Source organism: Duganella sp. sic0402, from assembly GCF_019219065.1.
Taxonomy (GTDB): domain Bacteria; phylum Pseudomonadota; class Gammaproteobacteria; order Burkholderiales; family Burkholderiaceae_D; genus Rugamonas.
The window spans coordinates 347,711-371,697 of record NZ_JAHUWK010000004.1 but is presented as its reverse complement, the minus strand read 5'-3'; the positions used below and the strand labels follow the sequence as shown (position 1 = coordinate 371,697).

General features: G+C 63.1%; 25 protein-coding genes. 10 read left to right on the top strand and 15 right to left on the bottom strand.

Annotation, left to right across the window (positions count from 1 at the left end):
• Positions 1 to 7: 7 nt before the first annotated feature.
• Positions 8 to 856, bottom strand: a complete 849-nt coding sequence (locus tag KW842_RS13590) for an STAS domain-containing protein (RefSeq protein WP_218304622.1) — start codon at positions 854 to 856, stop codon at positions 8 to 10.
• A gap of 174 nt (positions 857 to 1,030) precedes the next feature.
• Between KW842_RS13590 and KW842_RS13585 the strand changes: the two genes are divergently transcribed.
• Genes KW842_RS13585 through KW842_RS13565 form a run of 5 tightly spaced genes read left to right on the top strand, consistent with a single transcriptional unit; the run spans position 1,031 to position 4,463 of the window.
• On the top strand, positions 1,031 to 1,387 hold the full coding sequence (locus tag KW842_RS13585; protein WP_218304621.1) for a GntR family transcriptional regulator: 357 nt from the start codon (positions 1,031 to 1,033) through the stop codon (positions 1,385 to 1,387).
• Positions 1,384 to 2,241 (top strand): ABC transporter ATP-binding protein, encoded by an 858-nt coding sequence (locus tag KW842_RS13580; RefSeq protein WP_218304620.1) that lies wholly within the window; start codon positions 1,384 to 1,386, stop codon positions 2,239 to 2,241. The genes KW842_RS13585 and KW842_RS13580 overlap by 4 nt, the downstream gene beginning before the upstream one ends.
• The gene (locus tag KW842_RS13575; RefSeq protein WP_218304619.1) at positions 2,238 to 3,185 is read left to right on the top strand and encodes a hypothetical protein; all 948 of its coding nucleotides are present in this window, start codon (positions 2,238 to 2,240) and stop codon (positions 3,183 to 3,185) included. The genes KW842_RS13580 and KW842_RS13575 overlap by 4 nt, the downstream gene beginning before the upstream one ends.
• Entirely contained in the window at positions 3,172 to 3,900 is a 729-nt protein-coding gene (locus KW842_RS13570) for a hypothetical protein (RefSeq protein WP_373925180.1), read from the top strand. The genes KW842_RS13575 and KW842_RS13570 overlap by 14 nt, the downstream gene beginning before the upstream one ends.
• 41 nt (positions 3,901 to 3,941) lie before the next feature.
• Positions 3,942 to 4,463 carry a TlpA disulfide reductase family protein gene (locus tag KW842_RS13565; RefSeq protein ID WP_218304618.1) on the top strand — a complete coding sequence of 174 codons (522 nt, stop codon included), beginning with the start codon at positions 3,942 to 3,944 and terminating at the stop codon, positions 4,461 to 4,463.
• A gap of 6 nt (positions 4,464 to 4,469) precedes the next feature.
• Here KW842_RS13565 and KW842_RS13560 read toward each other — a convergent pair whose 3' ends face one another.
• The 13 genes from KW842_RS13560 to KW842_RS13500 all read right to left on the bottom strand — a co-directional run bounded on the left by KW842_RS13560 (position 4,470) and on the right by KW842_RS13500 (position 15,686).
• On the bottom strand, positions 4,470 to 5,099 hold the full coding sequence (locus tag KW842_RS13560; protein ID WP_218304617.1) for a hypothetical protein: 630 nt from the start codon (positions 5,097 to 5,099) through the stop codon (positions 4,470 to 4,472).
• 28 nt (positions 5,100 to 5,127) lie between these two features.
• Positions 5,128 to 5,979 carry a c-type cytochrome biogenesis protein CcmI gene (gene ccmI, locus KW842_RS13555; RefSeq protein ID WP_218304616.1) on the bottom strand — a complete coding sequence of 284 codons (852 nt, stop codon included), beginning with the start codon at positions 5,977 to 5,979 and terminating at the stop codon, positions 5,128 to 5,130.
• Positions 5,976 to 6,449 (bottom strand): cytochrome c-type biogenesis protein, encoded by a 474-nt coding sequence (locus KW842_RS13550; protein ID WP_373925179.1) that lies wholly within the window; start codon positions 6,447 to 6,449, stop codon positions 5,976 to 5,978. Before KW842_RS13550 ends, ccmI begins: the two co-directional genes overlap by 4 nt.
• A complete protein-coding gene (locus tag KW842_RS13545) occupies positions 6,442 to 6,969 on the bottom strand; it encodes a DsbE family thiol:disulfide interchange protein (protein ID WP_218304615.1) in 528 nt (175 codons plus the stop codon). Before KW842_RS13545 ends, KW842_RS13550 begins: the two co-directional genes overlap by 8 nt.
• A 22-nt stretch (positions 6,970 to 6,991) precedes the next feature.
• A complete protein-coding gene (locus KW842_RS13540; RefSeq protein ID WP_218304614.1) occupies positions 6,992 to 8,986 on the bottom strand; it encodes a heme lyase CcmF/NrfE family subunit in 1,995 nt (664 codons plus the stop codon).
• A gap of 9 nt (positions 8,987 to 8,995) precedes the next feature.
• A complete protein-coding gene (gene ccmE, locus KW842_RS13535; RefSeq protein WP_218304613.1) occupies positions 8,996 to 9,445 on the bottom strand; it encodes a cytochrome c maturation protein CcmE in 450 nt (149 codons plus the stop codon).
• Entirely contained in the window at positions 9,429 to 9,656 is a 228-nt protein-coding gene (ccmD, locus tag KW842_RS13530) for a heme exporter protein CcmD (RefSeq protein WP_218304612.1), read from the bottom strand. Before ccmD ends, ccmE begins: the two co-directional genes overlap by 17 nt.
• Before the next feature lie 2 nt (positions 9,657 to 9,658).
• Complete coding sequence (locus tag KW842_RS13525; protein WP_218304611.1) at positions 9,659 to 10,414, bottom strand: heme ABC transporter permease; 756 nt, start codon at positions 10,412 to 10,414, stop codon at positions 9,659 to 9,661.
• Between the two features lie 21 nt (positions 10,415 to 10,435).
• Positions 10,436 to 11,104 carry a heme exporter protein CcmB gene (ccmB, locus tag KW842_RS13520; RefSeq protein ID WP_218304610.1) on the bottom strand — a complete coding sequence of 223 codons (669 nt, stop codon included), beginning with the start codon at positions 11,102 to 11,104 and terminating at the stop codon, positions 10,436 to 10,438.
• Positions 11,098 to 11,733 (bottom strand): cytochrome c biogenesis heme-transporting ATPase CcmA, encoded by a 636-nt coding sequence (ccmA, locus tag KW842_RS13515; RefSeq protein ID WP_218304609.1) that lies wholly within the window; start codon positions 11,731 to 11,733, stop codon positions 11,098 to 11,100. Before ccmA ends, ccmB begins: the two co-directional genes overlap by 7 nt.
• A 121-nt stretch (positions 11,734 to 11,854) precedes the next feature.
• Positions 11,855 to 12,769: a 4Fe-4S dicluster domain-containing protein gene (locus KW842_RS13510; protein ID WP_218304608.1), complete on the bottom strand. Its 915-nt coding sequence runs from the start codon at positions 12,767 to 12,769 to the stop codon at positions 11,855 to 11,857.
• Between the two features lie 9 nt (positions 12,770 to 12,778).
• Positions 12,779 to 14,173: a sigma-54 dependent transcriptional regulator gene (locus tag KW842_RS13505; protein WP_218304607.1), complete on the bottom strand. Its 1,395-nt coding sequence runs from the start codon at positions 14,171 to 14,173 to the stop codon at positions 12,779 to 12,781.
• A 10-nt stretch (positions 14,174 to 14,183) separates the two neighbouring features.
• A complete protein-coding gene (locus KW842_RS13500; protein WP_218304606.1) occupies positions 14,184 to 15,686 on the bottom strand; it encodes an ATP-binding protein in 1,503 nt (500 codons plus the stop codon).
• A gap of 262 nt (positions 15,687 to 15,948) precedes the next feature.
• Between KW842_RS13500 and KW842_RS13495 the strand changes: the two genes are divergently transcribed.
• The 4 genes from KW842_RS13495 (at position 15,949) to KW842_RS13480 (ending at position 22,137) form a co-directional block, all read left to right on the top strand.
• Positions 15,949 to 16,287 carry a c-type cytochrome gene (locus KW842_RS13495; protein ID WP_218304605.1) on the top strand — a complete coding sequence of 113 codons (339 nt, stop codon included), beginning with the start codon at positions 15,949 to 15,951 and terminating at the stop codon, positions 16,285 to 16,287.
• Between the two features lie 82 nt (positions 16,288 to 16,369).
• On the top strand, positions 16,370 to 18,358 hold the full coding sequence (locus KW842_RS13490; RefSeq protein ID WP_218304604.1) for a cytochrome C: 1,989 nt from the start codon (positions 16,370 to 16,372) through the stop codon (positions 18,356 to 18,358).
• Between the two features lie 418 nt (positions 18,359 to 18,776).
• Positions 18,777 to 19,727 (top strand): DmsE family decaheme c-type cytochrome, encoded by a 951-nt coding sequence (locus KW842_RS13485; RefSeq protein ID WP_218304603.1) that lies wholly within the window; start codon positions 18,777 to 18,779, stop codon positions 19,725 to 19,727.
• Positions 19,728 to 19,740: 13 nt separating this feature from the next.
• A complete protein-coding gene (locus KW842_RS13480; RefSeq protein WP_218304602.1) occupies positions 19,741 to 22,137 on the top strand; it encodes an MtrB/PioB family decaheme-associated outer membrane protein in 2,397 nt (798 codons plus the stop codon).
• Between the two features lie 82 nt (positions 22,138 to 22,219).
• Here KW842_RS13480 and KW842_RS13475 read toward each other — a convergent pair whose 3' ends face one another.
• Positions 22,220 to 22,456: a hypothetical protein gene (locus KW842_RS13475; RefSeq protein WP_218304601.1), complete on the bottom strand. Its 237-nt coding sequence runs from the start codon at positions 22,454 to 22,456 to the stop codon at positions 22,220 to 22,222.
• Positions 22,457 to 22,581: 125 nt separating this feature from the next.
• Here KW842_RS13475 and KW842_RS13470 point away from each other — a divergent pair, with 125 nt between their 5' ends.
• Positions 22,582 to 23,982 carry a PLP-dependent aminotransferase family protein gene (locus KW842_RS13470; RefSeq protein ID WP_218304600.1) on the top strand — a complete coding sequence of 467 codons (1,401 nt, stop codon included), beginning with the start codon at positions 22,582 to 22,584 and terminating at the stop codon, positions 23,980 to 23,982.
• Positions 23,983 to 23,987 lie beyond the last annotated feature (5 nt).

The following is a 23,987-nucleotide window of genomic DNA, read 5'->3' as shown; positions in this document are numbered from 1 at the left end:
GCCGTGCTCACCCGTTGCGTTGAATGGTGGCGCCGACGCGTTGCAGCGCCACCACAAAGGCATCCGCCAGCGTCGCCTTGGTGACCACGTCCTCCAGGTTGACGCCCAGGTGCACAATGGTCTGTGCGATCTGCGGACGGATGCCGCTGATGATGCAGTCGGCGCCCATCAGGCGCGCGGCGGCGATGGTTTTCATCAGGTGCTGCGCCACCAGCGTATCGACAGTCGGCACACCGGTGATGTCGATGATGGCGATGGCGGCGCCGGTTTCCACCACTTTTTCCAGCAGGCTTTCCATCACCACCTGGCTGCGCGCGCTGTCCAGCGTGCCGATCAGCGGCAGCGCCAGAATGTCCTGCCACAGTTTGACCACCGGCGTCGACAATTCCATCAGCTCATGCTGCTGGCGCACAATGATCTGGTCGCGGCTTTTCTGGAACACTTCCACCGTGTACAGGCCCAGCTGATCCAGCAAGGTGCTGATGGCCCACAGCCCATCGGCCAGCTGTGCCGCCTCGTTGCTCAGTTCGCGGCGCAGCGTGGTGAACAGCGATTGCTTGAGCGAGAACACAAAGGTCGCGGTTTCATTCGGCGTCGAGCCACTTTTGGCGCGCTGGGTCGAGATCTCGGTCAGCAGATTGCGCACCTCATCCCAATGACGCGAATGAATGTCGTCGGTGCCGCCGCCGGCAATCGCGGCAGGCAGCAGCGCCAGGAACTGGCGGCAATGGCGCTCGGTGGCGTCATCGTTGCGGAAAGTCTTGGCGGCCAGTTCGCCGGTCCACAGTGTCAGGATGTCACTCTCAAATTGCTTGATCAGCGCACTGATGCGCTGAGCGATGTCATTGGTGCTCATTGTTTCCCCTAGTATGTTGATTGACGCAACTGTCAGACTATATAGCAACTCGTCAACAATAGCCTTTTTCCAATCGTGCGGGTGCTTAATAAAAACTTTTCTTGCGTTTTTGATTTCTAGTGTTATAGTTAACTACAACACCACTTCATTAACACACGTAAGGGGTAAACATGTATGTGGAATGACAACACGCCGATCTATCGGCAGCTGAAAGACAAGGTCGTCGGCATGATGCTGGACGGCCTTCTGAAGCCGGGCGACGCCCTGCCCTCGGTGCGGCAGATTGCCGCCGATTATCAACTCAACCCGATCACGGTGTCCCGCGCCTACCAGGAGCTGGTGGACGAAACGCTGGTCGAAAAACGGAGGGGGATAGGTATGTATGTAACTGATGGCGCCCGCGACAAACTGCTGGCCAGCGAACGTGAACGTTTCCTGCGCGAAGACTGGCCTGCCCTGCTGGAACGCATCCGCCGCCTCGGGCTGGATCTGGAAACCCTGCTGCAAGCAGCGCCGGGAGGTGCACAATGAGCGCCGTCATCACCGCCAGCAACCTGGTCAAGCAATACGGCAAGCAGGCCGCGCTGGACGGCGCCAGTTTCAGCGTCGAGGCCGGCCGCATTGTCGGCCTGATCGGTCCAAACGGTTCCGGCAAAACCACCACGCTCAAGGCCATCCTCGGCCTGACCCGCTTTGACGGCGAGCTGTCGGTGCTGGGCATGGACCCGCGCAGCCAGCGCGAAGCACTGATGAACGAAGTCTGCTTCATCGCCGACGTGGCGATTCTGCCGCGCTGGCTGAAAGTCAAGGACGCCATCGACTTCGTGGAAGGCGTGCATCCGCGCTTCGACCGCAGCAAGGCCGAGAAATACATCGCCAACACCAAGCTCAAGCCGGAGATGAAGGTGAAAGCCATGTCCAAGGGCATGGTGGTGCAGCTGCACCTGGCGCTGGTGATGGCGATCGACGCCCGCCTGCTGGTGCTGGACGAGCCGACGCTGGGCCTGGACATCCTGTACCGCAAGCAGTTCTACCAGAACCTGCTGGAAGACTACTTCGACGAAAACAAGACCATCCTGATCACCACCCACCAGATCGAGGAAGTCGAGCACATCCTCACCGATCTGCTGTTCATCGAAAACGGCAAGATTTCGCTGGCAGCGTCGATGGATGAAGTGGGCGAACGTTTCACCGAGGTGATGGTCGAGCCGCAATTCGCCGCCGCCGCCAACGCCCTGCAACCGCTGAGCCAGCGCACCGTGTTCGGCAAGCCGGTGATGCTGTTTGACGGCGCCGACCGCGCGCAACTGTCGACATTTGGCGAACTGCGCACGCCCAGCGTGGCCGATCTGTTTGTCGCTACCATGAAAGGAAGCTACGCATGAAAACGATGAAATGGCTGATCAAGCGCGAGATGTGGGAAAACAAGGGCATGCTGCTGTGGACCCCGCTGGTGATCGCCGGCGCCATCGCCGCGCTGGTGCTGAGCGCACTGGTGATGGGGCATGTGCAAAATATCCAGGTCGATGGCCACAGCTTCAACACCATTACTATTGAAGGCGCGATCCGGCAGCGCATTGCGGAAACGCTGGCGCAAGCGTATATCGGTACCGGCATGCCGGTGCTGATGGTGCTGGGACTACTGGTGTTCTTCTACTGCCTGAGCGCGCTGCATGACGAGCGCCGCGACCGCAGCCTGCTGTTCTGGAAATCGCTGCCGGTGTCGGACCTGACCACGGTGCTGTCGAAAGTGCTGCTGGCCCTGGTGGTGGCGCCGCTGATCACGATCGGCGTCGCGGTGGCGCTGGGCCTGATCATGCTGCTGGCGACTTGCGTGACACTGCTAATCCATGGCACCAACCTGTTTGGCGAGATCCTCGGGTCACCCGAGCTGTACCTGTCGCCGCTGCGCCTGGTCGGGCTGCTGCCGGTGTACATACTGTGGGCCCTGCCGACGGTCGGCTGGCTGCTGATGGTGTCGAGCATGGCGCGCTCCAAGGTATTCCTGTGGGCAGTTGGCACGCCGGTGATCATCACGCTGCTGCTGGTGTGGGCACAGAAGGCGCTGCACTTCGGCGTGGACGCGCTGTGGTTCGCCAGCCATATCACCAACCGCATCCTGCTGGGCGTGGTGCCAGGCTCGTGGCTGGCCTTCAGCAAGGACACCATCGAGATCGCTCACGAAGAACACAAGCTGCCGCTGCCGGACGCCATCTTCAATGCTTCGTGGTCGACGCTGGGTGGTCCCAGCGTATGGATAGGCGCGGCCGCCGGTATCGCCATGATCGCCGTGGCAGTGTATATGCGTCGTCGCCGTGAAGAAGTCTAAGCTGCTGCTGGTCCTGCTGCTGCCGCTGCTGGCAGCGGCAGCAGAGAAAGACGAGCCGGAGGAGCAAAGCCCGGTGGTGGTCATCAACGGCACCCGCAGCCCGGACTTGCAGCCCTACCGCTATATGCTGTCCGGCCTGGATGCGTTTGAAGACAACCACGAGCTGGCGCCGGATGCGCAGCAAGTCTGGTTCCGCCTGACGCTAAAGGCCAAGGCGCCAGCGGACGCAATGGATGGCGTGACGCTGCGCGTGTCCGGCAAGCAGAGCGACATCGCGCTGCCGCTGGACGCCGGCCACCGCTTCGTGCTGCCACGCGATGAGACGGCCGAAGACGAGAACGCCGATATCGTCCTCAACAAAAAGAAAAGCTACTTCAGCTTCTGGCCCGATGTGCACAGTGCCGGCGTTCCGGCCGGCATGCGGCGGCTGGGCGATATCCGCCTTGAGTGCCGCGTGCTGGTGGCGATCGGCAAGAACTACATTCCGTTCATGCTGCGCGCGACGATCAACACGCTGACGCTCACCACCGACTGGTGCGGCTTCAAGGACTTCAAGCTGAGCGTACGCGCCGAGGCGCCGCTAGCGCGCGCCACACTGCTGGATGGCGAGACGCGCGTACCGCTGACGATCGGCAAGGACGGCAAGTCGTATTCGGTCCCGGTCGGCAGCAAGCAGTACGGCAACGATGCGCTGATCGAGCTGGAGTTGATGTAAGTCAAGGATTCTTGAGGCGCAGCCTTCTTATACTGCGCCTCATGAAAACGACAAGTACCACCCTGCTGCTGACACTGGCGCTGACAATGCATGGCGCCAGCGCGGCGCCACCTGCCCAAGCCATCGGACAGGTGGCCATCGGCGCGCCCTTGCGCCAGGCCACGCTGGATCCGCTGCTGGGGCCCGCGCGTGAGCTGAACGCCTATCGCGGCAAGCCGCTGGTGATCAATGTCTGGGCCAGCTGGTGCGGTCCCTGCCGTGCCGAAATGGGTTCGCTGCAACGTCTGGCGCAGCGCTACGGCAAGCAGTTCAACGTCATCGGCGTTTCTACCGACGACTACCGCGACCGCGCCAGCGCCTTCCTGCGCGGTGCAGGCATCCGCTTCCCCAACTATATCGACCATCAGCTGCAACTGGAAATCATGCTGGGCGCGGACCGCATCCCGCTAACGCTGCTGGTGGACGCGCAAGGCCGCGTGCTGGCACGCCACTATGGCAGCCGCGAATGGGACAGCCCGCAGAGTGTGGCGCTGATCGCCAGCACCCTGCGCATCCGTCCCTGAACCCGCCTAGCCCGGCGCGAAGCTGTTGGCCAGCTTGATAAAACTGTCGCGGTGCGCGGCAACCGTCTTGCTAGGGCCATAGGCTTGCAGCGTGATGCGGCCGATGCTGGTTTCCACCATCGCCACCAGCAAAGTCTGATTGCTCTTGCGTTCCGCGCCTGGCAGCATATTCGCGCCACGGGTGTAATTGCCTTGCAGCGTCAGCAGCGTGACCTTGGTCATGCCTGCCTTGGCGGTGGTAATCTGCGGCTTGACCGGCTTGCCGGCGGCGTCGGTCACTTCCGCGCTCCAGCGTTCGATATTGGCTTCCTGGCTGCCGCCATCGCCGGCCGGGAAGAAGTACGCGACCATTTCGCCATCGTCGGCGGGCTTTCCGGTGCCGCCAGGCAGGATGAACTGGGCGGCACGCATTGTGCTGGCGGGCTCTACCGGGGTCCAGGCGGCGGGCGCGGGCGACGACCAGCCGCGTATGCTCAGCTTGTCCTGTTTCGGCAAGGGCTTGAGCGCCTGCGGCGACGCCGGGCGGCCGTGCGGATTGGCGCCTGGCTGCGCAGCAGCTGCGGCTGCGCTGGCAACGCCAGCCGGCAGCAGAACGCTGGCCATGACCGCCATGGCGGCTATCTGTTTCTTCATCATTTGTTACCTCTCATAAGTAAAAGACAGTTCACGGTGCTGCCTGGCGCTGCTGCGCAATAGCAATGCTTTCGATGGTGTTGCGCGCCGTGTCGGAATCCGGCGGCACCAGCGGCAGAATCTTTTTCCATTGCGCCACCGCGCCAGCGTAATCACCCCGCTCAAACAAGGTACTGCCGAGCAGCGACAAGCCCTTGAAGTTTTCGGCGTCGATACGCAGCGCGCGCATCACCAGCTGCTCCGGCTCGCCCTGCATGGTTTTTCCACGCGACATGGCCAGCACATCGGCGAAGTCGACCAGCAGATTCGGATTGTCCGGGTCCAGGCTGATCAGGTGACGATAGGTGTCGGCTGCCTTCTCGAAATTGCCCATGCTGGCATAGGAGCGCGCCAGCATATTCCAGCCAGCCACATCGTTCGGCTGCTTGCGCAGCTGCGCGGCCATGCCTTCCACCAGTTCCGCCAGTTCGGTCTGGCGCGCCAGTTCCTCGTTGGCTTGCATGCGCGTGGGATCAAGCGCAACCGGCGTGCCCAGCAGCAGATAAAAGGCGCAGGCCAGCGCTGGCAGCGCCAGCGTCAGCAACGCGGCAGCCAGGCGGCGCGGACCGCCCAGCTGTTCGGCCGTGGCGGCAGGCACGGCGCCGACGTCGCTGGCGACGCGCCGTTCCAGCTCGCCGCGCGCCTGCGCATAGCCGGTGGCGTCGATGGTGCCAGCCGCCAGATCGGCGTCCAGCTCGCGTAGTTGGTCGCGCAGCACCGCGAGGTTGGCGACAGCGCGCGCGGCCGGACCACGGCGCGGACGCTCGCTGCGCAACAACGGCGGCAGGATGAACAGCAGCGACAGCGCTGTCAGCAACGCGGCGGCAATGGAAAACGTAGTCATGTCATTTCTTTCTCAGGCAGTGATGCATCCAGCAGCGCGGCGGCGCGCGCCAGCTCGGCAGGCGATAATTCAGGTTCTGTCGCAGCGCGGCGGTGCAGTTGCAGCGCCAGCCCGCCCAGGCCGGCGGCCAGCAGCAGCGCCGGCCCCCACCACAGCAGCCAGGTCATGGGCTTGAACGGCGGGCGATACATGACGAAGTCGCCGTAGCGCGCCACCATGTAGTCGATCACCTGTTGTTCGCTGCTGCCCTGCGCCAGCTGCTCGCGCACCTGGTTGCGCAGGTCGATGGCCAGCTCGGCGTGCGATTCAGCGATGGTCTGGTTCTGGCACACCAGGCAGCGCAATTGTTCGGACAGGCTCAGCACGCGCTGTTCCAGTACCGGGTCGGCCGCCACTGGCGGCGCTTCCGCTGCCAGTGGCGACGACAGCACCAGCACACAGGCCAGCAGCATGGGTATTAATTTAAACACGGTTCAACTCCCTTATCAGCGGCATCAGCTTCTGCTCAATGATTTCCGGCGTCAGTACGCCGATGAACTTGAAGCGGATCACACCTTGTTTGTCGATCAAAAAGGTTTCCGGTACGCCGTAGACGCCGTAGTCGATGCCGACCCGGCCATCCTCGTCAAAGCCGGACAGGGTGTACGGATTGCCAAAGCGCGCCAGCCACTTGTTGCCGTCGGCGCGCTGGTCCTTGTAGTTCAGGCCGATAATCGGCAGCAGCTTGCGCTGCGACAGCGCCAGCAACGCCGCGTGCTCGTCGCGGCACGCCTCGCACCACGAGGCCCAGACATTCAGCAGCCACACCTGGCCTAGCATGTCCGGCGGCGCGATGGTGGCGGCCGGGTCGCCCAGCTGGCTCAGGTGAAACTGCGGCGCCGGCTTGCCGATAAACGGCGACGGTATCTCGCGCGGATTCAGCTTGAGGCCGACGGCCAGAAAAACCAGCAAGGCGACAAACACGCCCAGCGGCAGCAGAAATCGTTTCATATGCGTTCTCTCCTGTGGATGTTCAGGCTTGGGCTGGCTGTTCGCTGGCGGCCAGCGCCGGCCCGGCCGCCAGGCGGCGATGGCTGGCGGCCATGCGATAGCGTTTGTCCCCTGCCGCCAGCAGTCCGCCGGCCGACATGATCAGGCAACCGGCCCAGATCCAGCCGACAAACGGCTTGTGCTGCACGCGCACCACCCACACGCCCGGCGCGGTTTCCTCGCCTAGCGAGACGTACAGGTCGCGGGTAAAGCCACGGTCGATGGCCGCCTCGGTCATCGGCATGCCTTGCGCCTTATAGACGCGCTTCTGCGCGCGCAGCGTGGCCACCAGCTGGCCGTCGCGCGTCACCTCGAACGTGCCTTCAGTACCGCTGTAGTTCGGGCCCTGCACCGGCGCCAGTGCGCTGAAGCGGAATACATGGCTGCCGGCGTGCGTGGTGTCGCCCACCTGCATGCTGACGTCGTTGGCGGTTTCCATGCCCTTGACCAGCGTGACGCCGACCACGAACACGCCTATGCCGGCGTGCGCGGCCAGCATGCCCCAGTAGCTCAGCGGCTGGCGGCGCAGGCGCTGCCACGCACTGGTGCCAGGGGCGACGTGGCGCAGCCGTTCCAGCATGTGCGAGGCGGTGCCCACGCAGATCCAGAATGCGCAGGCGACGCCCACCAGCACCATCGGCGTGGGCGACAGCCACAACTGGATCGCCACGGCAAACAGCAGCGTGCCCAGCGCGATCCAGCGCAAGCGGTGCAGCAGTTCGTTCAGCGGCGCGTCCTTCCAGCGCAGGAAGGGACCGACCGCCAGCAGCACCAGCACCGGCAGCATCAACGGCACGAATACCGCTTCGAAGTACGGCGGACCGACCGAAATCTTGCCGAGACTGAGCGCATCCAGGAATAGCGGATACAGCGTGCCCAGCAGCACGGTGCCGGCCGCAGCCAGCAGCAAGACATTGTTTACCAGCAGCAGCGATTCGCGCGACAGCATGCCGAACTTGCCGCCGGAGCCGACTTTCGGCGCACGCCAGGCGTACAGCAGCAGCGAGCCGCCGATCACCAGCGCCAGGAAAATCAGGATAAACAGGCCGCGACGCGGATCGGTGGCAAACGCGTGCACCGAGGTCAGCACGCCGGAACGCACCAGGAAGGTTCCCAGCAGCGACAGCGAGAAGGCGATGATCGCCAGCAGCACGGTCCAGTTCTTGAAGCTGCCGCGCTTTTCCGTCACCGCCAGCGAGTGCACCAGCGCCGAACCAACCAGCCACGGCATGAAGGAGGCGTTTTCAACGGCGTCCCAGAACCACCAGCCGCCCCAACCCAGCTCGTAATACGCCCAATAGCTGCCCATGAAGATGCCGAGCGTCAGGAACACCCACGCCACCAGCGTCCACGGCCGCGACCAGCGCGCCCAGGCGGCGTCCAGCTGACCGCCCATCAGCGCGGCAATCGCAAACGCGAACGCCACCGAGAAGCCCACATAGCCCATGTACAGCATCGGCGGATGGACGATCATGCCGAAATCCTGCAACAGCGGATTCAGGTCGCGGCCATCAACAGCGGCCGGCAGCAGGCGCTCGAACGGATTCGAGGTGAACAGCATAAAGCACAGGAAGCCAACGCTGACCAGGCCCAGCACGCCCAGCACCCGCGCCACCATCACATCCGGTAGCTGGCGGCTCAGGCAGGCCACGGCAAAGGTCCACAAGGCCAGCATCTCGACCCACAGCAGCAGCGAGCCTTCATGCCCGCCCCACGTGGCGGCAATGCGGAAGTGCAGCGGCAGCATCGAGTTGGAATTGCCGGCCACATAGGCCAGCGAAAAGTCATTCTGCACGAACGACCAGGCCAGCGCGCCAAACGCCAGCGTCAGCAGCACCAGCTGGCCGGCGGCGGCAGGACGCGCCAGGCGCATCCAGCGCTGGTCGGCGCGATACGAACCGACGATGGGCATCACGCCCTGCACCAATGCCAGGCATAGCGCCAGCATCAGTGCCAGGTTTCCTAATTCTGCAATCATTTCATACCCCTATTTTTTATCCTCTGCCTGCTGTGCGGCTGCGCCCTGCTTGAGCGCGTAAGCAGCTTCCGGCGGCATGTAGTTTTCGTCGTGCTTGGCCAGCACTTCGTCGGCCAGGAACAGCATGCCCTCGCCCAGCCGGCCTTGCGCCACCACACCCTTGCCTTCCTTGAACAGATCCGGCAGGATGCCCTTGTACTGGACCTTGATCTGGCGCGCGGTGTCGCTGACCACAAAGGCCACCGTCACGCCGTCGGCCTGGCGCTGCAAGCTGCCCGGCTGCACCATGCCGCCCATGCGGAAGCTGCGGTTGCGCGGCGCTTCGCCTTCAAGAATTTGCGTCGGCGTGTAGAAGAACACCAGGTTCTGCTGGAACGCCGACAACAGCAGCGCCACCGCCACGCCCAGCGCGGCCACGCCGCCGGCGATCAGCGCCAGCCGTTTATGCCGCGGCTTCATCTTGCACCCCATGCGAGCTATATTGCACCACCGCCGGCGCGCGCGCCGGCCGTCCTTGCGCCTGTTCCGCCAGGCTGCGCGCCTGCGCGTGGCGCCGTCTCAGGTGCCACATTTCAAAGCCCATGCACAAGGCCACCACGGCCATCGAGCCCCAGACATACAAGGCGTAGCCGCCCATCGCCCAGAATTCACTCAGCTTGTTCCAGATCATGTCTATACTCCTACTGCCTCACGGCTCCAGTCACTATGCGCGTCGCGTTCAAGCATGATGCAGCGCACCCGCACCAGCGCGGCTGCAATGCTGTAAGCCCAGAACGCCAGCGCCATAATCAGCATGCCCAGCAACATGGTCATCGCCATGCTGGGCGCGCTCTTGAAATTGATCGACGATCCCTGATGCAGCGTGTTCCACCACTGCACCGAAAAATAAATCACCGGCACATTGACCACCCCGACCAGTGCCAGCACGGCGCCGGCGCGGTCAGCACGGCGCGGCTCGTCGATGGCGGCTTGCAGCGCCATGAAGCCCAGGTACAGGAACAGCAGGATCAGTTCCGAGGTCAGGCGCGCATCCCACACCCACCAGGTACCCCAGGTCGGCTTGCCCCACAGCGCGCCGGTCCATAGCGCCAGAAAAGTGAACATCGCACCGGTAGGCGCCAGCGCGCTGGCCATCATCGACGACAGCCGCGTATTGAACGCCAGCCCCATCGCTGCCCAGAACGCCATCGCCAGGTAAATCACCATCGACATCCAGGCAGCGGGCACGTGAACAAAAATAATCCGGTAGGCGTCGCCTTGCTGAAAGTCGGTCGGTGCGACAAAAAAGCCGATGTACAAGCCCAGCGCGGTCAGCGCAATCGCGGCCGCCGTGCAGTAGCGGATCAGTTTTCCGGCCAGCGGATAGAACACTGCCGGCGATGCATATTTGAACCAGCGCGACACGCGCCTGTGGTCACTATTTCCCATGTTTACTCCTTCGCTAAAGTTCTATTCCAGCGCCACCCGCAGCGCCGAGGCGACTGCCCACGGCGCCAGCGCCGCCGCTGCGGCCAGCATCGCCCCCAGCAGCAGGAAATGCGCTTGCGCGCCCATGCCGCTGGCTTCGGCGCTGACCGCGCCCGCGCCAAAGATCAGCACCGGGATGTACAGCGGCAGCACCAGCAAGGCCACCAGCACGCCGCCGCCGCGCACGCCCAGCGTCAGCGCAGCGCCGATCGCCCCCAGCAAGCTGAGTACCGGCGTGCCGATCAGCAGCGTCAGGCACAGCACCCAGACCGAACTGGATGGCAGGCCGAACTGCATGCCCAGCAGCGGCGCCAGCAACACCAGCGGCAGGCCGGACACCAGCCAGTGCGCCAGCACCTTGGCGCAACTGATCAGCATCAGCGGTTCGGCCGACAGCAGCATCTGTTCCAGCGTTCCGTCGGCGAAATCCGGGGCGAACAGGCGGCCCAGCGCCAGCATCGACGCCAGCAATGCAGACACCCACAGCACGCCGGGCGCCATGGTGCGCAGCAGTTCGGGTTCCGGCCCCACGCCGAGGGGAAACAGGGTGACCACGACGATGAAGAAAAACAGCGTGGTCAAGACATCGGAACGGCGCCGCAGCGCCAGCTTGAGATCGCGCCGCAGCACGCAGGTGAACACCTTCAGCATGCGGCCTCCCGGCTCAGGTCGAGCAGCCGCGCCCGAGGCGCGCGCAGCGGCACATGCTGATGCGTGGTGTAGACCAGCATGCCGCCACGCTCCAGATGGCGCTCCAGCGTGCCGGCGAGGTGGGCAATGGTGGCGGTATCGAGCGCGGCAAATGGCTCGTCCAAGATCCACAGCCGCGCGTCCTGTTGCAGATGCAGCCGGGCCAGCGCCACGCGCTTGCGCTGCCCTTGCGACAGGGACAGCGCCGGCAGGCAGGCTTGCGCACCCAGCCCCAAGGCCGCCAAGGCGGTGCACGCCTGTACGCGGTCTACCAGCTGGCCAGCCAGCGTACTGGCGACCACCAGGTTTTCCCACGCCAATAGATCATCCTTGACGCCGTGCGCGTGGCCCAGATAGGTCAGCGCTGCGCCGAACTCTTCACGCGCCGCGCGGATATTACGGCCATGCCAGCGTACTTCGCCGGCGCTAGGGAAAGCAAGGCCGCATAGCAGCCGCAACAGGCTGCTTTTACCGCTGCCGTTGGCGCCGGCAACGCGCAATGCGTCACCGGCTTGAAGCGTGAAATCCAGCCCATGGAACAGGCTGCGGCCGCCACGCGTGCAAGCGAGCTGACATGCTTGCAAACTCATGATGATTCTCCCTTAACCACGCCCGCCACTGCGGCAGGCGCGCAAAATCCGCTTGTTTCAGGCTGGATCTTGCTTTCGGGGAATGATACGAATTAGTACTAGTTCTTTTGATTGACCCAGATCAAATTTTTCCATCTTTGCTACAAATCTCTTTGCGATAAGCGATCAGGCCAAGCGCTAGTCCACGCTGGCGCATTACCTGGTCGCAAGCGTCGATGCAGGCGCCGCAAGCGATGCAGTCGTGCCGCTCGCCTTGGCGGATATCGCTGCCGCTCGGGCAGACCTGTATACACAGCGTGCAATCCAGACAGTCGCCTTGCGCCGCCAGCACAGCGCGATCGCGCTTGGCGTTGCGCAGCCCGCGCGGCTCGCCACGTTGCGCGTGGTAGCGGACGGCTCTGGTACGAGGTCCCGCCAGCGCGCCCAGCAAGGGTCCGAACGGGCAAAACCAGCGGCACACGCGGTGGCGCAGCAGCATGCCGTTAACATAGAAGAACACCGAATAGGCGAGCACCGCCATCCACGGCCCCGGCGCACCATGCAGCAGCTGCACCGGCAACGCGCGCGCCGGCGTGAACCAGGCCGTCATGCCAAATCCACAGCCCAGTGCCAGCAGCGTCCAGGCGCCATGCTTGAGAAATTTCTTCCGCCAGCGTCGCAGCGCAAGCGGCGCCTGATCCAGCTGCATGCGTGCGCTGCGGCTGCCTTCGATACGGCGCTCCAGACACAGCAGCAGATCGGCGTACACCGTATGCGCGCACAGATAACCGCAGAACAGCCGCCCCTGCCACGCCGACGCCGCCATCAGCAGCAAGACCAGACCCAGCAGCGGCAACAGCAGCCAGGCCAGTTGCTGCGGTCCCAGCACCACACCGGGCAGCGCCACCCGCACCGCCGCGACGTCATACAGCAGCATCTGCCGGCCATCCCAGTTCAGCCACGGCAGCAGGAAGAACAGCACCTGGCTGAACCATCCCCAGCAATGCCTCCTGCGCGTGTGGCGGCCGCTGGTTTCGCGCACATAGACCCGGCGCATGCCACGCCCTTACAGCAAGCCCAGCGTTTCGAATTCTTCCTGCTTGCGGTACAGGCTGGACAAGCCCATGCCCAGCTTCTGCGCCGCCAAACGACGGTCCCCCTCGGCTTCGCGGATAGCGCGGGTAATCAGCGCGCACTCAAAGCGGCGCACCTGATCGCGCAGGCTTTCGCCCGGTTCGGCCGGTAGCTGGCCACTGATGCCATCCGCCACCGGCGCTGCGCCCGCCTCCTTGACGATTTGCGGCGGCAGGTCGGCGCAACTGACCTGGCCGCCGTCAGCCAGGATCAGCGCGCGGTCGATCACATGCTCCAGCTCGCGCACATTGCCCGGCCACTGGTAGGACAGCAGCAGCTCATCGACTTCCGGCTCCAGCGCCGGCACGCGATGCAAGCCGCTACGCTCGGCGCCACGGCGCAGCAGGAAAGCCATCAGCGCTGGCAAGTCGGCGCGGCGCTCGCGTAGCGGCGGCAGCTGGATCAGGAACACGCTCAGGCGGAAATACAGATCTTCGCGGAAGCGCCCTTCCGCCACCATCTGCGCCAGGTCGCGGTTGGTGGCGGCAATGATGCGCACATCAGCGCGGCGCGCCTGCTCGCTGCCCACGGCGCGGATGCTCTTCTCTTCAATCACATGCAGCAGCTTGACCTGCATCATCAACGGCAATTCGCCGATCTCGTCGAGGAACAGCGTGCCGCCGTCCGCCTCCAGGAACAGCCCTTTGCGCGCCTTGTCGGCGCCGGTGAACGCCCCCTTGACGTGTCCGAACAGCTCGCTCTCGATCAGGTTTTCCGGCAGCGCGCCGCAGTTGACCGGGATGAATGGCGCGTTGGCGCGCGGGCTCTGCTGGTGAATGCGGCGCGCCACCACGCCCTTGCCGGTGCCGCTTTCGCCGGTCACCAGCACCGTGCTGGCGGTCGGCGATACCTTGTCCACCAGCCGCGCCAGATCGCGCATCACCGGCGAGCTGAACTCGAACTGGTCTTCGCGCTTGCCCTGCACCAGGCTGCGCAGCACGCGGTTTTCGGCGCGCAGGCCGCGCAGGTCGCTGATCTTGCGCAGCCGGTGCTGCAGTTCCTCGTTGCGCACCGGCTTGACCATATAGTCGGTGGCGCCGGCCTGCATCGCCTCGATGGCCGTATCCACCGAGGCAAAGGCGGTCATCATGATAAAGCTGGTGTCGATACCGGCCGCGCGCACCTGGCGCACCAGTTCGATGCCGCTCATGCCGGGCATCTTGATATCGCAGATGGCCGCTTCGATATCGCCTTTCGACAGGCGTTCCAGCGCTTCCTCCCCGGTGCCGGCCTGGACCACGGTGCAGCCCAGCTTCAGCAGGTGCGCCGCCAGCATCTGGCGGATCACCGGCTCATCGTCGATCACCATCACGTCGAGTGATTTCATGCAGTATTTCTCATTCGGTTGGAGGGAATAGCACCCGCACCTGCGTACCGCGCTCGGGTGCCGATTCGATATCGATGGTGCCGCCGTGGTTCTGCGCGATCGCATAGCATAGCGACAGGCCCAGGCCGGTGCCCTTGCCGGCTGGCTTGGTGGTGAAAAAGGCTTCAAACACGCGCTGCACGGTGGCCGCATCCATGCCGCTGCCATTGTCTTCCACGCACATCTGCACGCCCAACGGCGTGCGGCTGGTGGTGACGGTGATGGTCGGCCGGCGCCGTCCGCCGACACCTTCCAGCGCATCCATGGCGTTGATCAGCAGGTTCATGATCAGCTGGGTCAGCTGGTCGGCCACGCCATGGATGGCGGGTAGTTGCATATCCAGCTGCAATTGCAGCTCGACGCCGGCCAGGCGCTTGTCGTAGCGGACCAGGCTGGTGGTGCTGCGCAGCTGGTGATTCAGGTCCAGCAACTGCGCCTCCACCGCGCGCGGTGAGGCGAAGTCGGCAATCTCGCGGGTAATTGCCGCCAGACGCGCGGTTTGTTCGTAGATCAGGTCCGGGCGGCACTGGCAGCAGTTGACGCGGCCATGTTCGTCCATGCAGGCGCGCCGCTCCAGCATGTCCTGGGCGATGCCGGAGATGGCGGCGATGGGGTTGCCGATCTCGTGCGAGATGCCGGCAGCCAGCGTGCCGATTGCCGCCATCTTCTCCTGATGCATATACTTCTGCCGCTCCAGCATCAGTTCCTTGTTGCGCGCTTCCAGCGTATCCGACATATTGTTCACGGCGGTCATCAACTGGCCGACCTCGTCATGCCGGGTGACGTTGATCGGCCCGCCATGCAGGCCATGCAGGATTTCCAGCGCGCGTTTTTGCAGGATGGCCAGGTCTTCCGTCAGGCGGCGGAAGAACAGCACGATGCAGGCCCCCAGCATCACCAAGCCCAGCATGCCGGCGAGGAAAATCGTTCTGGCCACCGAGCCGGTGCGTTCGCGGTAGCTGGCCGCCAGCGACTGGCGGCGCCGCTGCACTGCCTCGGTCAGCGCCGACAGCTCGCTCTTGACCTTGACCACGCCACTGAGCAGGCGATTCAGATTGGGCTTGTCGGGATGCTGGTTGGCGCGTTGCCAGTCGGCGTCCAGCGCTCCCGGCGCCAGCAGCGCGTTGTCGAAGCGCTGGCCGAGATCGCGTTGCGCATCAAGCAGAGACTGGTGATACATCTCGGCGTGCTGCATCGCCACCTGCGGATCATTCGCGTCGATGGCGGCAAAGATGGCGATCACCGCGTGGAAGGCGGACAGGTCGGCCTGCTTCAGCAAGGCCTCGGTCTGCAGCGTGCTCTGGATTTCCTCGAACTCGCGCAGCAGCTGATTCTTCTGGTCGAAGGCAAACAGCGAAATGACGATCGCATACGCCAGCAAGGCGCCGATCACTATCGCGCCCTTGCTGCGTATCGACAGCGCATGGCGCGCCGGCGGCAAGGGCTGGCGGTCGGATGGCGCTTGTTGCTGCATCTTGCTCAATTCTTTAGTACCTGCATCGCGCCATGGTAGCGGCTGGGCAGCCATTCGCACAGGCGCCGATGTCAAGTTAAGTGCATTTGATTGCGGCGTCTCGCAAACGGGAATGGACTAGCCGCTTTTCCCATTTTCGGGAGCAGCCATATCGCAGAGCGCCTGTATTGGCGGGCTTTTCTGCATGGCCTTCTTTTTGCTTATACGCCTGGTGAGTCGTGTATCAACGCGGCCGACATCTGAAACAACCATCGAGGAAATCATGAAATCGATTATTAAACTGAGTGCTCTCCTGCTGCTGGCCAGCAGCGCGCTGGCCAGCGTGAACGCCTACGCCGACGACGCCGAAACCGAAGCACTGCTGCGCAAAAATGGCTGCTTCAAATGCCACGCGGTCGACAAGACCAAAAAAGGCCCGTCGTATAAGAAAGTGGCCGGCAAATACAAAGGCAAGGCGGATGGCGAGGAACATATCGTCAAACAGATCACTTCCGGTCCTACCGTCAAGCTGGAAGACGGCACCGAGGAAGAACACAAGATCATCGACACCAAAGACCCCGCCAAGCTGAAAAGCGTGGCGCAGTGGATATTGACGCGCTAGTCCTCTCCACTCCTCCGCCGTTCCGGCAGCGGCGGGCTGGGCCGTGTGCCCGCCCGCCGCCTTTCAGCATCCAGGAAAAATCATGTACTCCAAACCGTTACTGAAGGCGATACTTGGCGCCGTGCTGTGTCTGTCTGCCGCGCTGTCCAGCGCAGCGGTCGACCCGGCCGCCGCCAGCAGCGATGCCGCCTGCATCGCCTGCCATGAGGCAAACAAAGCCCCCATCAAGGTCAGCAATGACGATGGCGACGAGCGTGCGCTGCGCGGTATCGACGCTGCCAAGCATGGCGCCGGCGTCCACCGCGACCTGTCCTGCGTCAGCTGCCACAGCGACCTGACCGTCACCGGCAACAGCAAGCAGCCGCACAAGAAAAACCAGCAAGCCGCACCCGATTGCGCCACCTGCCACCAGAAGCTATGGGACGAGGCGCAAAAGAATCACAGCGCCGCCGCCAAGCCGCGTCTGGGCAAAGTGGTGGAAAATATCGCCGCCTACAAAAAATCCTTCCACGCCAAGCCGGATGATGACAATCCGGATCTGCCGAAGGCTTCCTGCACCCAGTGCCACGACACACACAGTTTCAACGTCCCCACCGATCGCAAGAGTCCGGAGTATGCTGCCTGGCGCGCCGGCGTGCCGGCCCTGTGCGGCACGCAATGCCACACCGACCAGCTGGATACCTACACCGAATCGGCGCACGGCAAGGAAGTGCTGGAAAAGAACAACAGCAAGGCTGCGGTCTGCATCGATTGCCATACCACGCATGAAATCACCAGCACCTCGCTGCTGTCGTTCAAGCTGCTGAATGTGGAAGAATGCGGCAACTGCCACCAGGAACAGCGCAAATCCTATGGCGGCACCTATCACGGCCAGGCCACCAATCTCGGCACGGCGGAAACCGCCAAGTGCTACAACTGCCACGGCAGCCATGAGATCCTCGGCTCGAAAGATCCGGAATCCAAGGTGCATCCGGACAAGCGCCTGAAAACCTGCCAGTCCTGCCACGACGGCAAGAAACGGCCGAAAGCCACCGCCGGCTTCGCCTCGTTCGAGCCGCACGCCAACAGCCACGACTTCGCCAAGTATCCGGAAATGTGGATCGTCACCAACTTCATGGTGGCGCTGCTGATCGGCGTGTTCCTGTTCTTCTGGACCCACTCCGGCCTGTGGCTGTACCGCGAATGGAAGGAATCGGCCAAGCACAAGCTGGAAACCCATATCCGCCTGGAAGGTCTGCCTGAACCGCTGCAACACAAGCACTTCCGCCGCTTCCCTGTCGGCTGGCGCATTGCCCACCTGTGCTTCGCGCTGGTAACCATGACGCTGGTACTGACCGGTACCGCCGTGCTGTTCTCGCACGCTTCATGGGCGCCGCATGTGGCCAAGGTGTTCGGCGGTTCCAAGCCGATGGGCCTGATCCACCGCTTTGCCGCCATGGCTTTTGTCGGCATCTTCTTCATCCATTTTGTGTATGTGATGCAGAAACTGCTGCGCGACCGCAGCTTCCGCTGGTTCGGCCCGGATTCGCTGATCCCGAACTGGAAAGACCTGCGCGATTGCATCGGCATGTTCAAGTGGTTCTTCGGCAAAGGGCCGAAACCGAAATTCGACCGCTGGACCTACTTCGAGAAGTTCGATTACTGGGCGGTGTTCTGGGGCGTCAACATTATCGGCTTCAGCGGCCTGACGCTGGCGCTGCCGACAGTGGCGGCTGAGTATCTGCCCGGCTGGATCTTCAACGTCGCCACCGTCATCCATGGCGAGGAAGCATTCCTGGCAGCGGTCTTCCTGTTCACCGTGCACTTCTTCAACAACCACTTCCGGCCGAACAAGCTGCCGCCACCGGACATCGTGATGTTCACCGGCACCCAATCGCTGGAAGAGTTCCGCGACGAGCACCCGGCGCAGTATGAGCGTCTGCTGGCCTCGGGCGAACTGGAGAAATACCTGGTGGATGCGCCATCCAAACCGATGCGCATCGGCTCGAAGATCCTCGGCCTGGTGCTGATTGCCTTCGGCCTGATCCTGCTGACGCTGGTCACCATCGGCTTCTTCAGCGGCGGCCACTAACCCCGATCGATGTGCGTGTTGGGCCACGGCGCTTGCCGTGGCCTTTTTTTTCGCGCCCCGCAAGGGCTGCCCGGCAGCACAAAAAAAGCCCGTCACCTCGACGGCGACGGGCTCAGACTACGCTCAACGATCAGAAGGAATGCAGGTAGGACCATATTGCCAGTCTGCGTTGCGGGGCAGGCGCATGGCAAGCGCGGCTACGGCAATCCCAAAAACAGGAATGTGGAAGCGGCTCTCAATAGCGAGGAAATACGCCGCCACTTTCCCATCTTCGAGAAAACAAATCAGCCTTAAGCTCCACATAAATTCCGTTTATAAACAATGTCTTATGAAAATTTTTGCCACTATTTTTGGCGGGCATTGTTTTTGCAAATAGGGAGATGACAGAGAGACACCTGTCTATCACACGGAGAAAATAATGAAGATACTGCGACTCGTTTCCATCCTGGCCTTGGTCGCCGGCATGGCAAGCGCCTTCCCCGCAGCGGCCCAGGGCGATGACCTGGTGCTCAAAGGGGATGCCAAATGCACCGCTTGTCACGACGAAAGCGATAATCCCCAACTGCTGCAAATCGGCAAAGGCAAACACGGCACCCGCGCCGACGGCCGCACGCCGACCTGTACCAGCTGCCACGGCGCCAGCGACGCCCACGCGGACAGCAAAGGCCAGCAACGGCCGGCGCCTGAGCGTACCTTTACCAAGCACGCCAAAACCCCGGTCGCCGACCGCAACGACGCCTGCCTGTCCTGTCACGAGAAGGACGCCAAGCGCTCGCACTGGGCCGGCAGCACCCACGACACGCGCGATGTGGCCTGCACCTCCTGCCACCAGGTACACACCGGCCACGACAAGGTCCGCGACAAGCGCACCCAGCCCGAAGTCTGCTACGCCTGCCACAAGGAACAGCGCGGCCAGGTCAACCGTCCTTCGCACCACCCTATCCCTGAAGGCAAGATGAGCTGCTCCGACTGCCACAATCCGCATGGCTCGGTGGGCCCTAAACTGCTCAAGCGCGACAGCATCAACGACACCTGCTACACCTGCCATATGGAAAAACGCGGTCCGTTCGTACATAACCACGAGCCGGTCAACGAAGACTGCACGCTGTGCCACAACCCGCACGGCACCACGGCGGAAAACATGCTGAAAGCGCGTCCGCCCTTCCTCTGCCAGCAATGCCACACCCCGCACGGCGGCTTCATCCCGCAAGTGGCTGGCGCGCAGGCTACCGCTCCGACCACCAACACGCCAGGCAAGTCCGGCACCTGGGTCACGCAAGGCCGCGCCTGCAACAACTGCCACACCCAGGTCCATGGCTCGAACAATCCGACCGTGACCAATCCAACACCGCAGTTCATGTTCCGTTGAGGGAGAAATGACAATGAAAACCAAGCTTCATACGGCCACGCTGCGCCCTACAGCGCTGGCGCTGGCCCTGATGGCGATCTTTTCGACAGCCGCCGCAGAAGATGACGTGGCCAAGCTGATCAAGCCCGACAGCGTAATCAGCGTCGGCCTCGGCGCCCTCAGCGGCGGCAAGGACGACCGCGCCATCTACGGCCAGTACAACGGCAAGCGCAACAACGACGCCTACGCCATCGTCGACGTCGAGTGGGTCACCCGCGACGACGCCACCGGCACCTGGATGCGCATCAACGTCAACGACGGCGCGCTGGAAGGCCGCTCGGTCAGCTTCCTGCACGAAAAACAAGGCGCGTGGAAATATGCTGCCGAGTACAGCGAGATCAGCCGCGAGTATCCGCGCACCATCAACACCGCCATGACCGGCATCGGCAGCACCACGCCAGTGATCGCGCGGCTGGCAAAGCCGGGCACCGGCAAGAACGTGAACATCGGCACCGAGCGCAAGGCCGCCTCGCTCAACTATGAGCAATGGCTGACGCCTGACCTGCAATTCGAGGCCAATTTCAAGAACGAGGACAAGAGCGGCGCCCGCCTGTGGGGCCGCGGCTATGCTTGCGCCGCCTACGTCTGCGGCACTTCAAGCACCACAGCCATGAACCAGGCCAACTACACGGCCGGCGCGTTGCTGCTGGTGCCGGAGCCGATCGACTCCTCCACCAAGCAGCTCGACATGCGGCTGAACTACCATGACAGCAAGCTGCTGATCGGCCTCGGCTACTATGGCTCGCTGTACAACAACGCCAATGGCAGTCTCAACCCGGTGGTGCCGAACAGCTTCAATAGCGGCCTGGGCGTGGCCCTGCCCGGCTATCCTGCGGTCGGCAACAACATTATCGCTGGCGGCGGCATGAGCTTGCAGAGCGTGCTGCAATCGGCGATGGCGCTGCCGCCGGATAACCAGGCGCACCAGTTCTACCTGGACGGCAGCTATGCGTTCAGCCGCGCGGTCAAGGCCAACTTCAAGGTGGCGTACACCCACGCCAGCCAGAACGACAGCTTTGCCGCCAACGGCCTGCTGGGTGCACCGGCCGGTGCCTCCAGCCTGAATGCCCGCGTCGACACGCTGCTGACCCAGTTCGGCTTTACCGCGCGGCCGACCAGCAAGCTGTCGCTGCTGGCCAATATCAAGCACGAAGACCGCGACGACAAGACCCCGCTGTTCCGCTACAACCTGGAACCGTCGGCCGTCACGCCGGCCACCACGCCAGCCAGCTACACCAATCTGGATGGCGCCTGGTACAACAGCCGCACCAGCAACGTCAAAACCACCGGCAAGCTGGAGGCCAGCTACCGCATCGCCCAGGGCTGGCGCGCCACGCTGGGCGCCGACTACTATCAGGTGGAACGCGAAGTGCCGACTTCGGCGGCGGACGAAAACGTCGCCGGCCTGACCGCGCTGCGCGCCAAGACCAAGGAAACCGGCTATCGCGCGGAACTGCGCCGCAACCTGTCGGAAACCTTGAATGGCGCGATCAGCTATTCGGAAAGCAAGCGCACCGGCTCCGACTGGACCACGCTGAGCACGCTCGATCCAGCCGTGGCCGGCACCACCGCCGCCAATCTGGCGCTGATCAACCTGTATTGCGGCGGCCGTGCCTGCTATGGCCAGCAACTGCCGGCGGCGGCGATTCTGGCGCTGGCGGGCAACTCGGTATTCCCGCTGTCCTTGACCAATCTGAAGCGAGAAAAATGGAAGCTGTCGCTGGACTGGAATCCGGCCGAGAACCTGAACCTGCAACTGGTGGCGGAAGACGGCAAGGACCGCAACACCACCGGTTACGCTCCGCTGAACGGCGGCAAGGGCTGGCGTGAATCCGGCGTGTCGCTGTACAGCCTGGACGCTGGCTACACGCTGTCGGAAAAGCTGACGCTGAACGCCTATATGTCGCATGGCGAGCAGACCCAGTTCATCAACCATAGCACCGGTTACATGGCGGACCTGCACAACTTCAACGACGCGGCCGGCATCGGCGCCAAGTTCAAGGCCAGCGAGAAGCTGCGCTTCGATCTCACCCTGGCGTATCTGAACGATCGCAACAAGTATGGCGTGGCAGCCGCCAGCGGAGTGTCAGGTACCACGGTGACGGCGCCCAGCGCAGCCAACCTGGCCCAGGCAGCGATTGGCCTGCCGGACGCCAGCTACCGCCAGATGGGACTGCGGCTGGCCGCGATGTATGCGATCCGCCCGAATGCCGATCTGCGCTTCGACTACGGCTATTCACGCGTGAAGTTTTACGAATACCAGTGGAGCAACAACGGCGTGCCATTCACGTACTCGGATAACACCACCGTCAACATGCAGAACCGCCAGAACGTAGCAGATATCGCGGTCCGCTACATCTACCGCTTCTAAGCGCCGACAGCAATCAGGCTTCAACAGGACTACGGTCCTGCATGAAGCCTGATTTTTTTCGCCTGCCGGCACATCTTTGCGGTCATGGAAAGGTCAAGTCCATACCCAGCATTTTGATGACGAAGAAGGTGACGAGTCCCAGCCCCAGCAGCACTAGCACGAATAGTGCGACCACTTTGCCGCCCGCGCGCAGCACTGCGCGCCTTTCGTTTTCCTTCTTCTTCCCTTGATCGTAATGCCACTTCACGGCATAGAACATCCCCGTGCCAAGCACGAGAAACTTGAAGATCACGAAGATTACAGGTATCCAGTCCACCATTTTGAGTATTTCCAGTTATTACTTGACACTATCTATTGTGGCGTCGGCGACTGCCATGCAAGGATGGTGTTGCTGCACGTTCTGATGCATACTACCTTAAAGCAATTTCCATACATTGAGACAAAATGTCCCAGTTAGAATCCATACAAGATGGCAATTCCCCCATCTGGCTGCCGCGCTTGGCCGTCCACGGCGGGCCACGTTTTTTGCAGATCGCCGATGCCTTGCAGGCGGCGCTCGCGGACGGATCGCTGAAACCGGGCGACCGCCTGCCTCCACAGCGGCAGTTGGCGGCACAGTTGGCCGTCGACCTGACGACGATCACGCGCGCCTACGACGAAGCCAGACGCCGCAACCTGCTGGAGGGCCGCGGCGCGCGCGGCACCTATGTCGCAGCGCCGAAGGTCGAGTTAAACGCAGTCCTTGATCTGAGCATGAACACCCCGCCACCGCCGGATGGCGTGGACTTCGACGATATGCTGAAACAAGGTTTGGCTCAAGTGTTGATGCGAGCGGATAATGAATTGCTGATGACTTACCACCTGGCCGGGGGCAGCGATTCCGACCGCAAGGCTGGCGCCCAATGGCTGGCGCCGATGTTCGGACAGGTCGATGCCCGACAGGTTGTGGTCTGTCCGGGAGCCCAGGCGGCGATCGCTGCCTTGATGCTCGCGCTGACCGAGCCTGGCGATGCCATCCTGGCCGAGCCTATGAGTTATCCTGGCTTGCGCACCGCAGCGAGCCAGTTCGGCCGGCACATCATCGCGGTGGCAGCGGACCAGCACGGGATGCTGCCTGAGAAGCTTGAGCAAGCCTGCCGCCAGCACAAGCCCGCGCTGGTCTACCTCAATCCCACATTACAGAACCCTTGCGCCACCACCATGCCGGAACGGCGGCGCAAGGAGCTGGCCAGCATCGCCAGGCGCTGCAATGTACGCATCGTCGAGGACGATCCCTACTGGCTGCTGGCCGATGCCCCGCCGCCGCCCGTGGCCACGTTTGCCCCGGAACAGGCGTACTACATCTCCACGCTGTCGAAATGCCTGACGCCAGGCTTGCGTGTCGCCTTCGTGCTGATACGCGATCCGCACGAACGCGAACGTTTCCTGGTCGCGCTCAGATCATTTGCGCTGATGGTCGCGCCGCTCACGGCAGCGCTGGCCACCCAGTGGATACTTGACGGTTCGGCTGACAGATTGATGGACGGCGTGCGCAAGGAAGCACGCCTGCGCCACCGCATGGCGCGGGACATCATGGCGGGACGATACAGCGGCGCCGGAGACGGCCTGCATGTATGGCTTGAGCTGCCGGTTTACTGGAACTCTTCGCAGCTTGCGCGCGCAGCCGGCAACGAGGGCATCGCCGTCACGCCGGCCGAGGCTTTCGCCACTGGCGGCGGCTCGGTGAATGCGATTCGTATTTCTCTAGGCAGCATCAAGGACCGTGGACGTTTGCGGGCGGGCCTTCAACGGCTGTCTCAACTGCTGGCGCGGCGGCCCGAATCGTTCAGCGCTGCCGTGGTGTAAGCAAG

Excerpts from the sequence above, each read along its gene's own strand:
- KW842_RS13590 (WP_218304622.1), bottom strand. The coding sequence starts at position 856 with ATGAGCACCAATGACATCGCTCAGCGCATCAGTGCGCTGATCAAGCAA.
- KW842_RS13585 (WP_218304621.1), top strand. The coding sequence starts at position 1,031 with ATGTGGAATGACAACACGCCGATCTATCGGCAGCTGAAAGACAAGGTC.
- KW842_RS13580 (WP_218304620.1), top strand. The coding sequence starts at position 1,384 with ATGAGCGCCGTCATCACCGCCAGCAACCTGGTCAAGCAATACGGCAAG.
- KW842_RS13575 (WP_218304619.1), top strand. The coding sequence starts at position 2,238 with ATGAAAACGATGAAATGGCTGATCAAGCGCGAGATGTGGGAAAACAAG.
- KW842_RS13565 (WP_218304618.1), top strand. The coding sequence starts at position 3,942 with ATGAAAACGACAAGTACCACCCTGCTGCTGACACTGGCGCTGACAATG.
- KW842_RS13560 (WP_218304617.1), bottom strand. The coding sequence starts at position 5,099 with ATGATGAAGAAACAGATAGCCGCCATGGCGGTCATGGCCAGCGTTCTG.
- ccmI (WP_218304616.1), bottom strand. The coding sequence starts at position 5,979 with ATGACTACGTTTTCCATTGCCGCCGCGTTGCTGACAGCGCTGTCGCTG.
- KW842_RS13545 (WP_218304615.1), bottom strand. The coding sequence starts at position 6,969 with ATGAAACGATTTCTGCTGCCGCTGGGCGTGTTTGTCGCCTTGCTGGTT.
- KW842_RS13540 (WP_218304614.1), bottom strand. The coding sequence starts at position 8,986 with ATGATTGCAGAATTAGGAAACCTGGCACTGATGCTGGCGCTATGCCTG.
- ccmE (WP_218304613.1), bottom strand. The coding sequence starts at position 9,445 with ATGAAGCCGCGGCATAAACGGCTGGCGCTGATCGCCGGCGGCGTGGCC.
- ccmD (WP_218304612.1), bottom strand. The coding sequence starts at position 9,656 with ATGATCTGGAACAAGCTGAGTGAATTCTGGGCGATGGGCGGCTACGCC.
- KW842_RS13525 (WP_218304611.1), bottom strand. The coding sequence starts at position 10,414 with ATGGGAAATAGTGACCACAGGCGCGTGTCGCGCTGGTTCAAATATGCA.
- ccmB (WP_218304610.1), bottom strand. The coding sequence starts at position 11,104 with ATGCTGAAGGTGTTCACCTGCGTGCTGCGGCGCGATCTCAAGCTGGCG.
- ccmA (WP_218304609.1), bottom strand. The coding sequence starts at position 11,733 with ATGAGTTTGCAAGCATGTCAGCTCGCTTGCACGCGTGGCGGCCGCAGC.
- KW842_RS13510 (WP_218304608.1), bottom strand. The coding sequence starts at position 12,769 with ATGCGCCGGGTCTATGTGCGCGAAACCAGCGGCCGCCACACGCGCAGG.
- KW842_RS13505 (WP_218304607.1), bottom strand. The coding sequence starts at position 14,173 with ATGAAATCACTCGACGTGATGGTGATCGACGATGAGCCGGTGATCCGC.
- KW842_RS13500 (WP_218304606.1), bottom strand. The coding sequence starts at position 15,686 with ATGCAGCAACAAGCGCCATCCGACCGCCAGCCCTTGCCGCCGGCGCGC.
- KW842_RS13495 (WP_218304605.1), top strand. The coding sequence starts at position 15,949 with ATGAAATCGATTATTAAACTGAGTGCTCTCCTGCTGCTGGCCAGCAGC.
- KW842_RS13490 (WP_218304604.1), top strand. The coding sequence starts at position 16,370 with ATGTACTCCAAACCGTTACTGAAGGCGATACTTGGCGCCGTGCTGTGT.
- KW842_RS13485 (WP_218304603.1), top strand. The coding sequence starts at position 18,777 with ATGAAGATACTGCGACTCGTTTCCATCCTGGCCTTGGTCGCCGGCATG.
- KW842_RS13480 (WP_218304602.1), top strand. The coding sequence starts at position 19,741 with ATGAAAACCAAGCTTCATACGGCCACGCTGCGCCCTACAGCGCTGGCG.
- KW842_RS13475 (WP_218304601.1), bottom strand. The coding sequence starts at position 22,456 with ATGGTGGACTGGATACCTGTAATCTTCGTGATCTTCAAGTTTCTCGTG.
- KW842_RS13470 (WP_218304600.1), top strand. The coding sequence starts at position 22,582 with ATGTCCCAGTTAGAATCCATACAAGATGGCAATTCCCCCATCTGGCTG.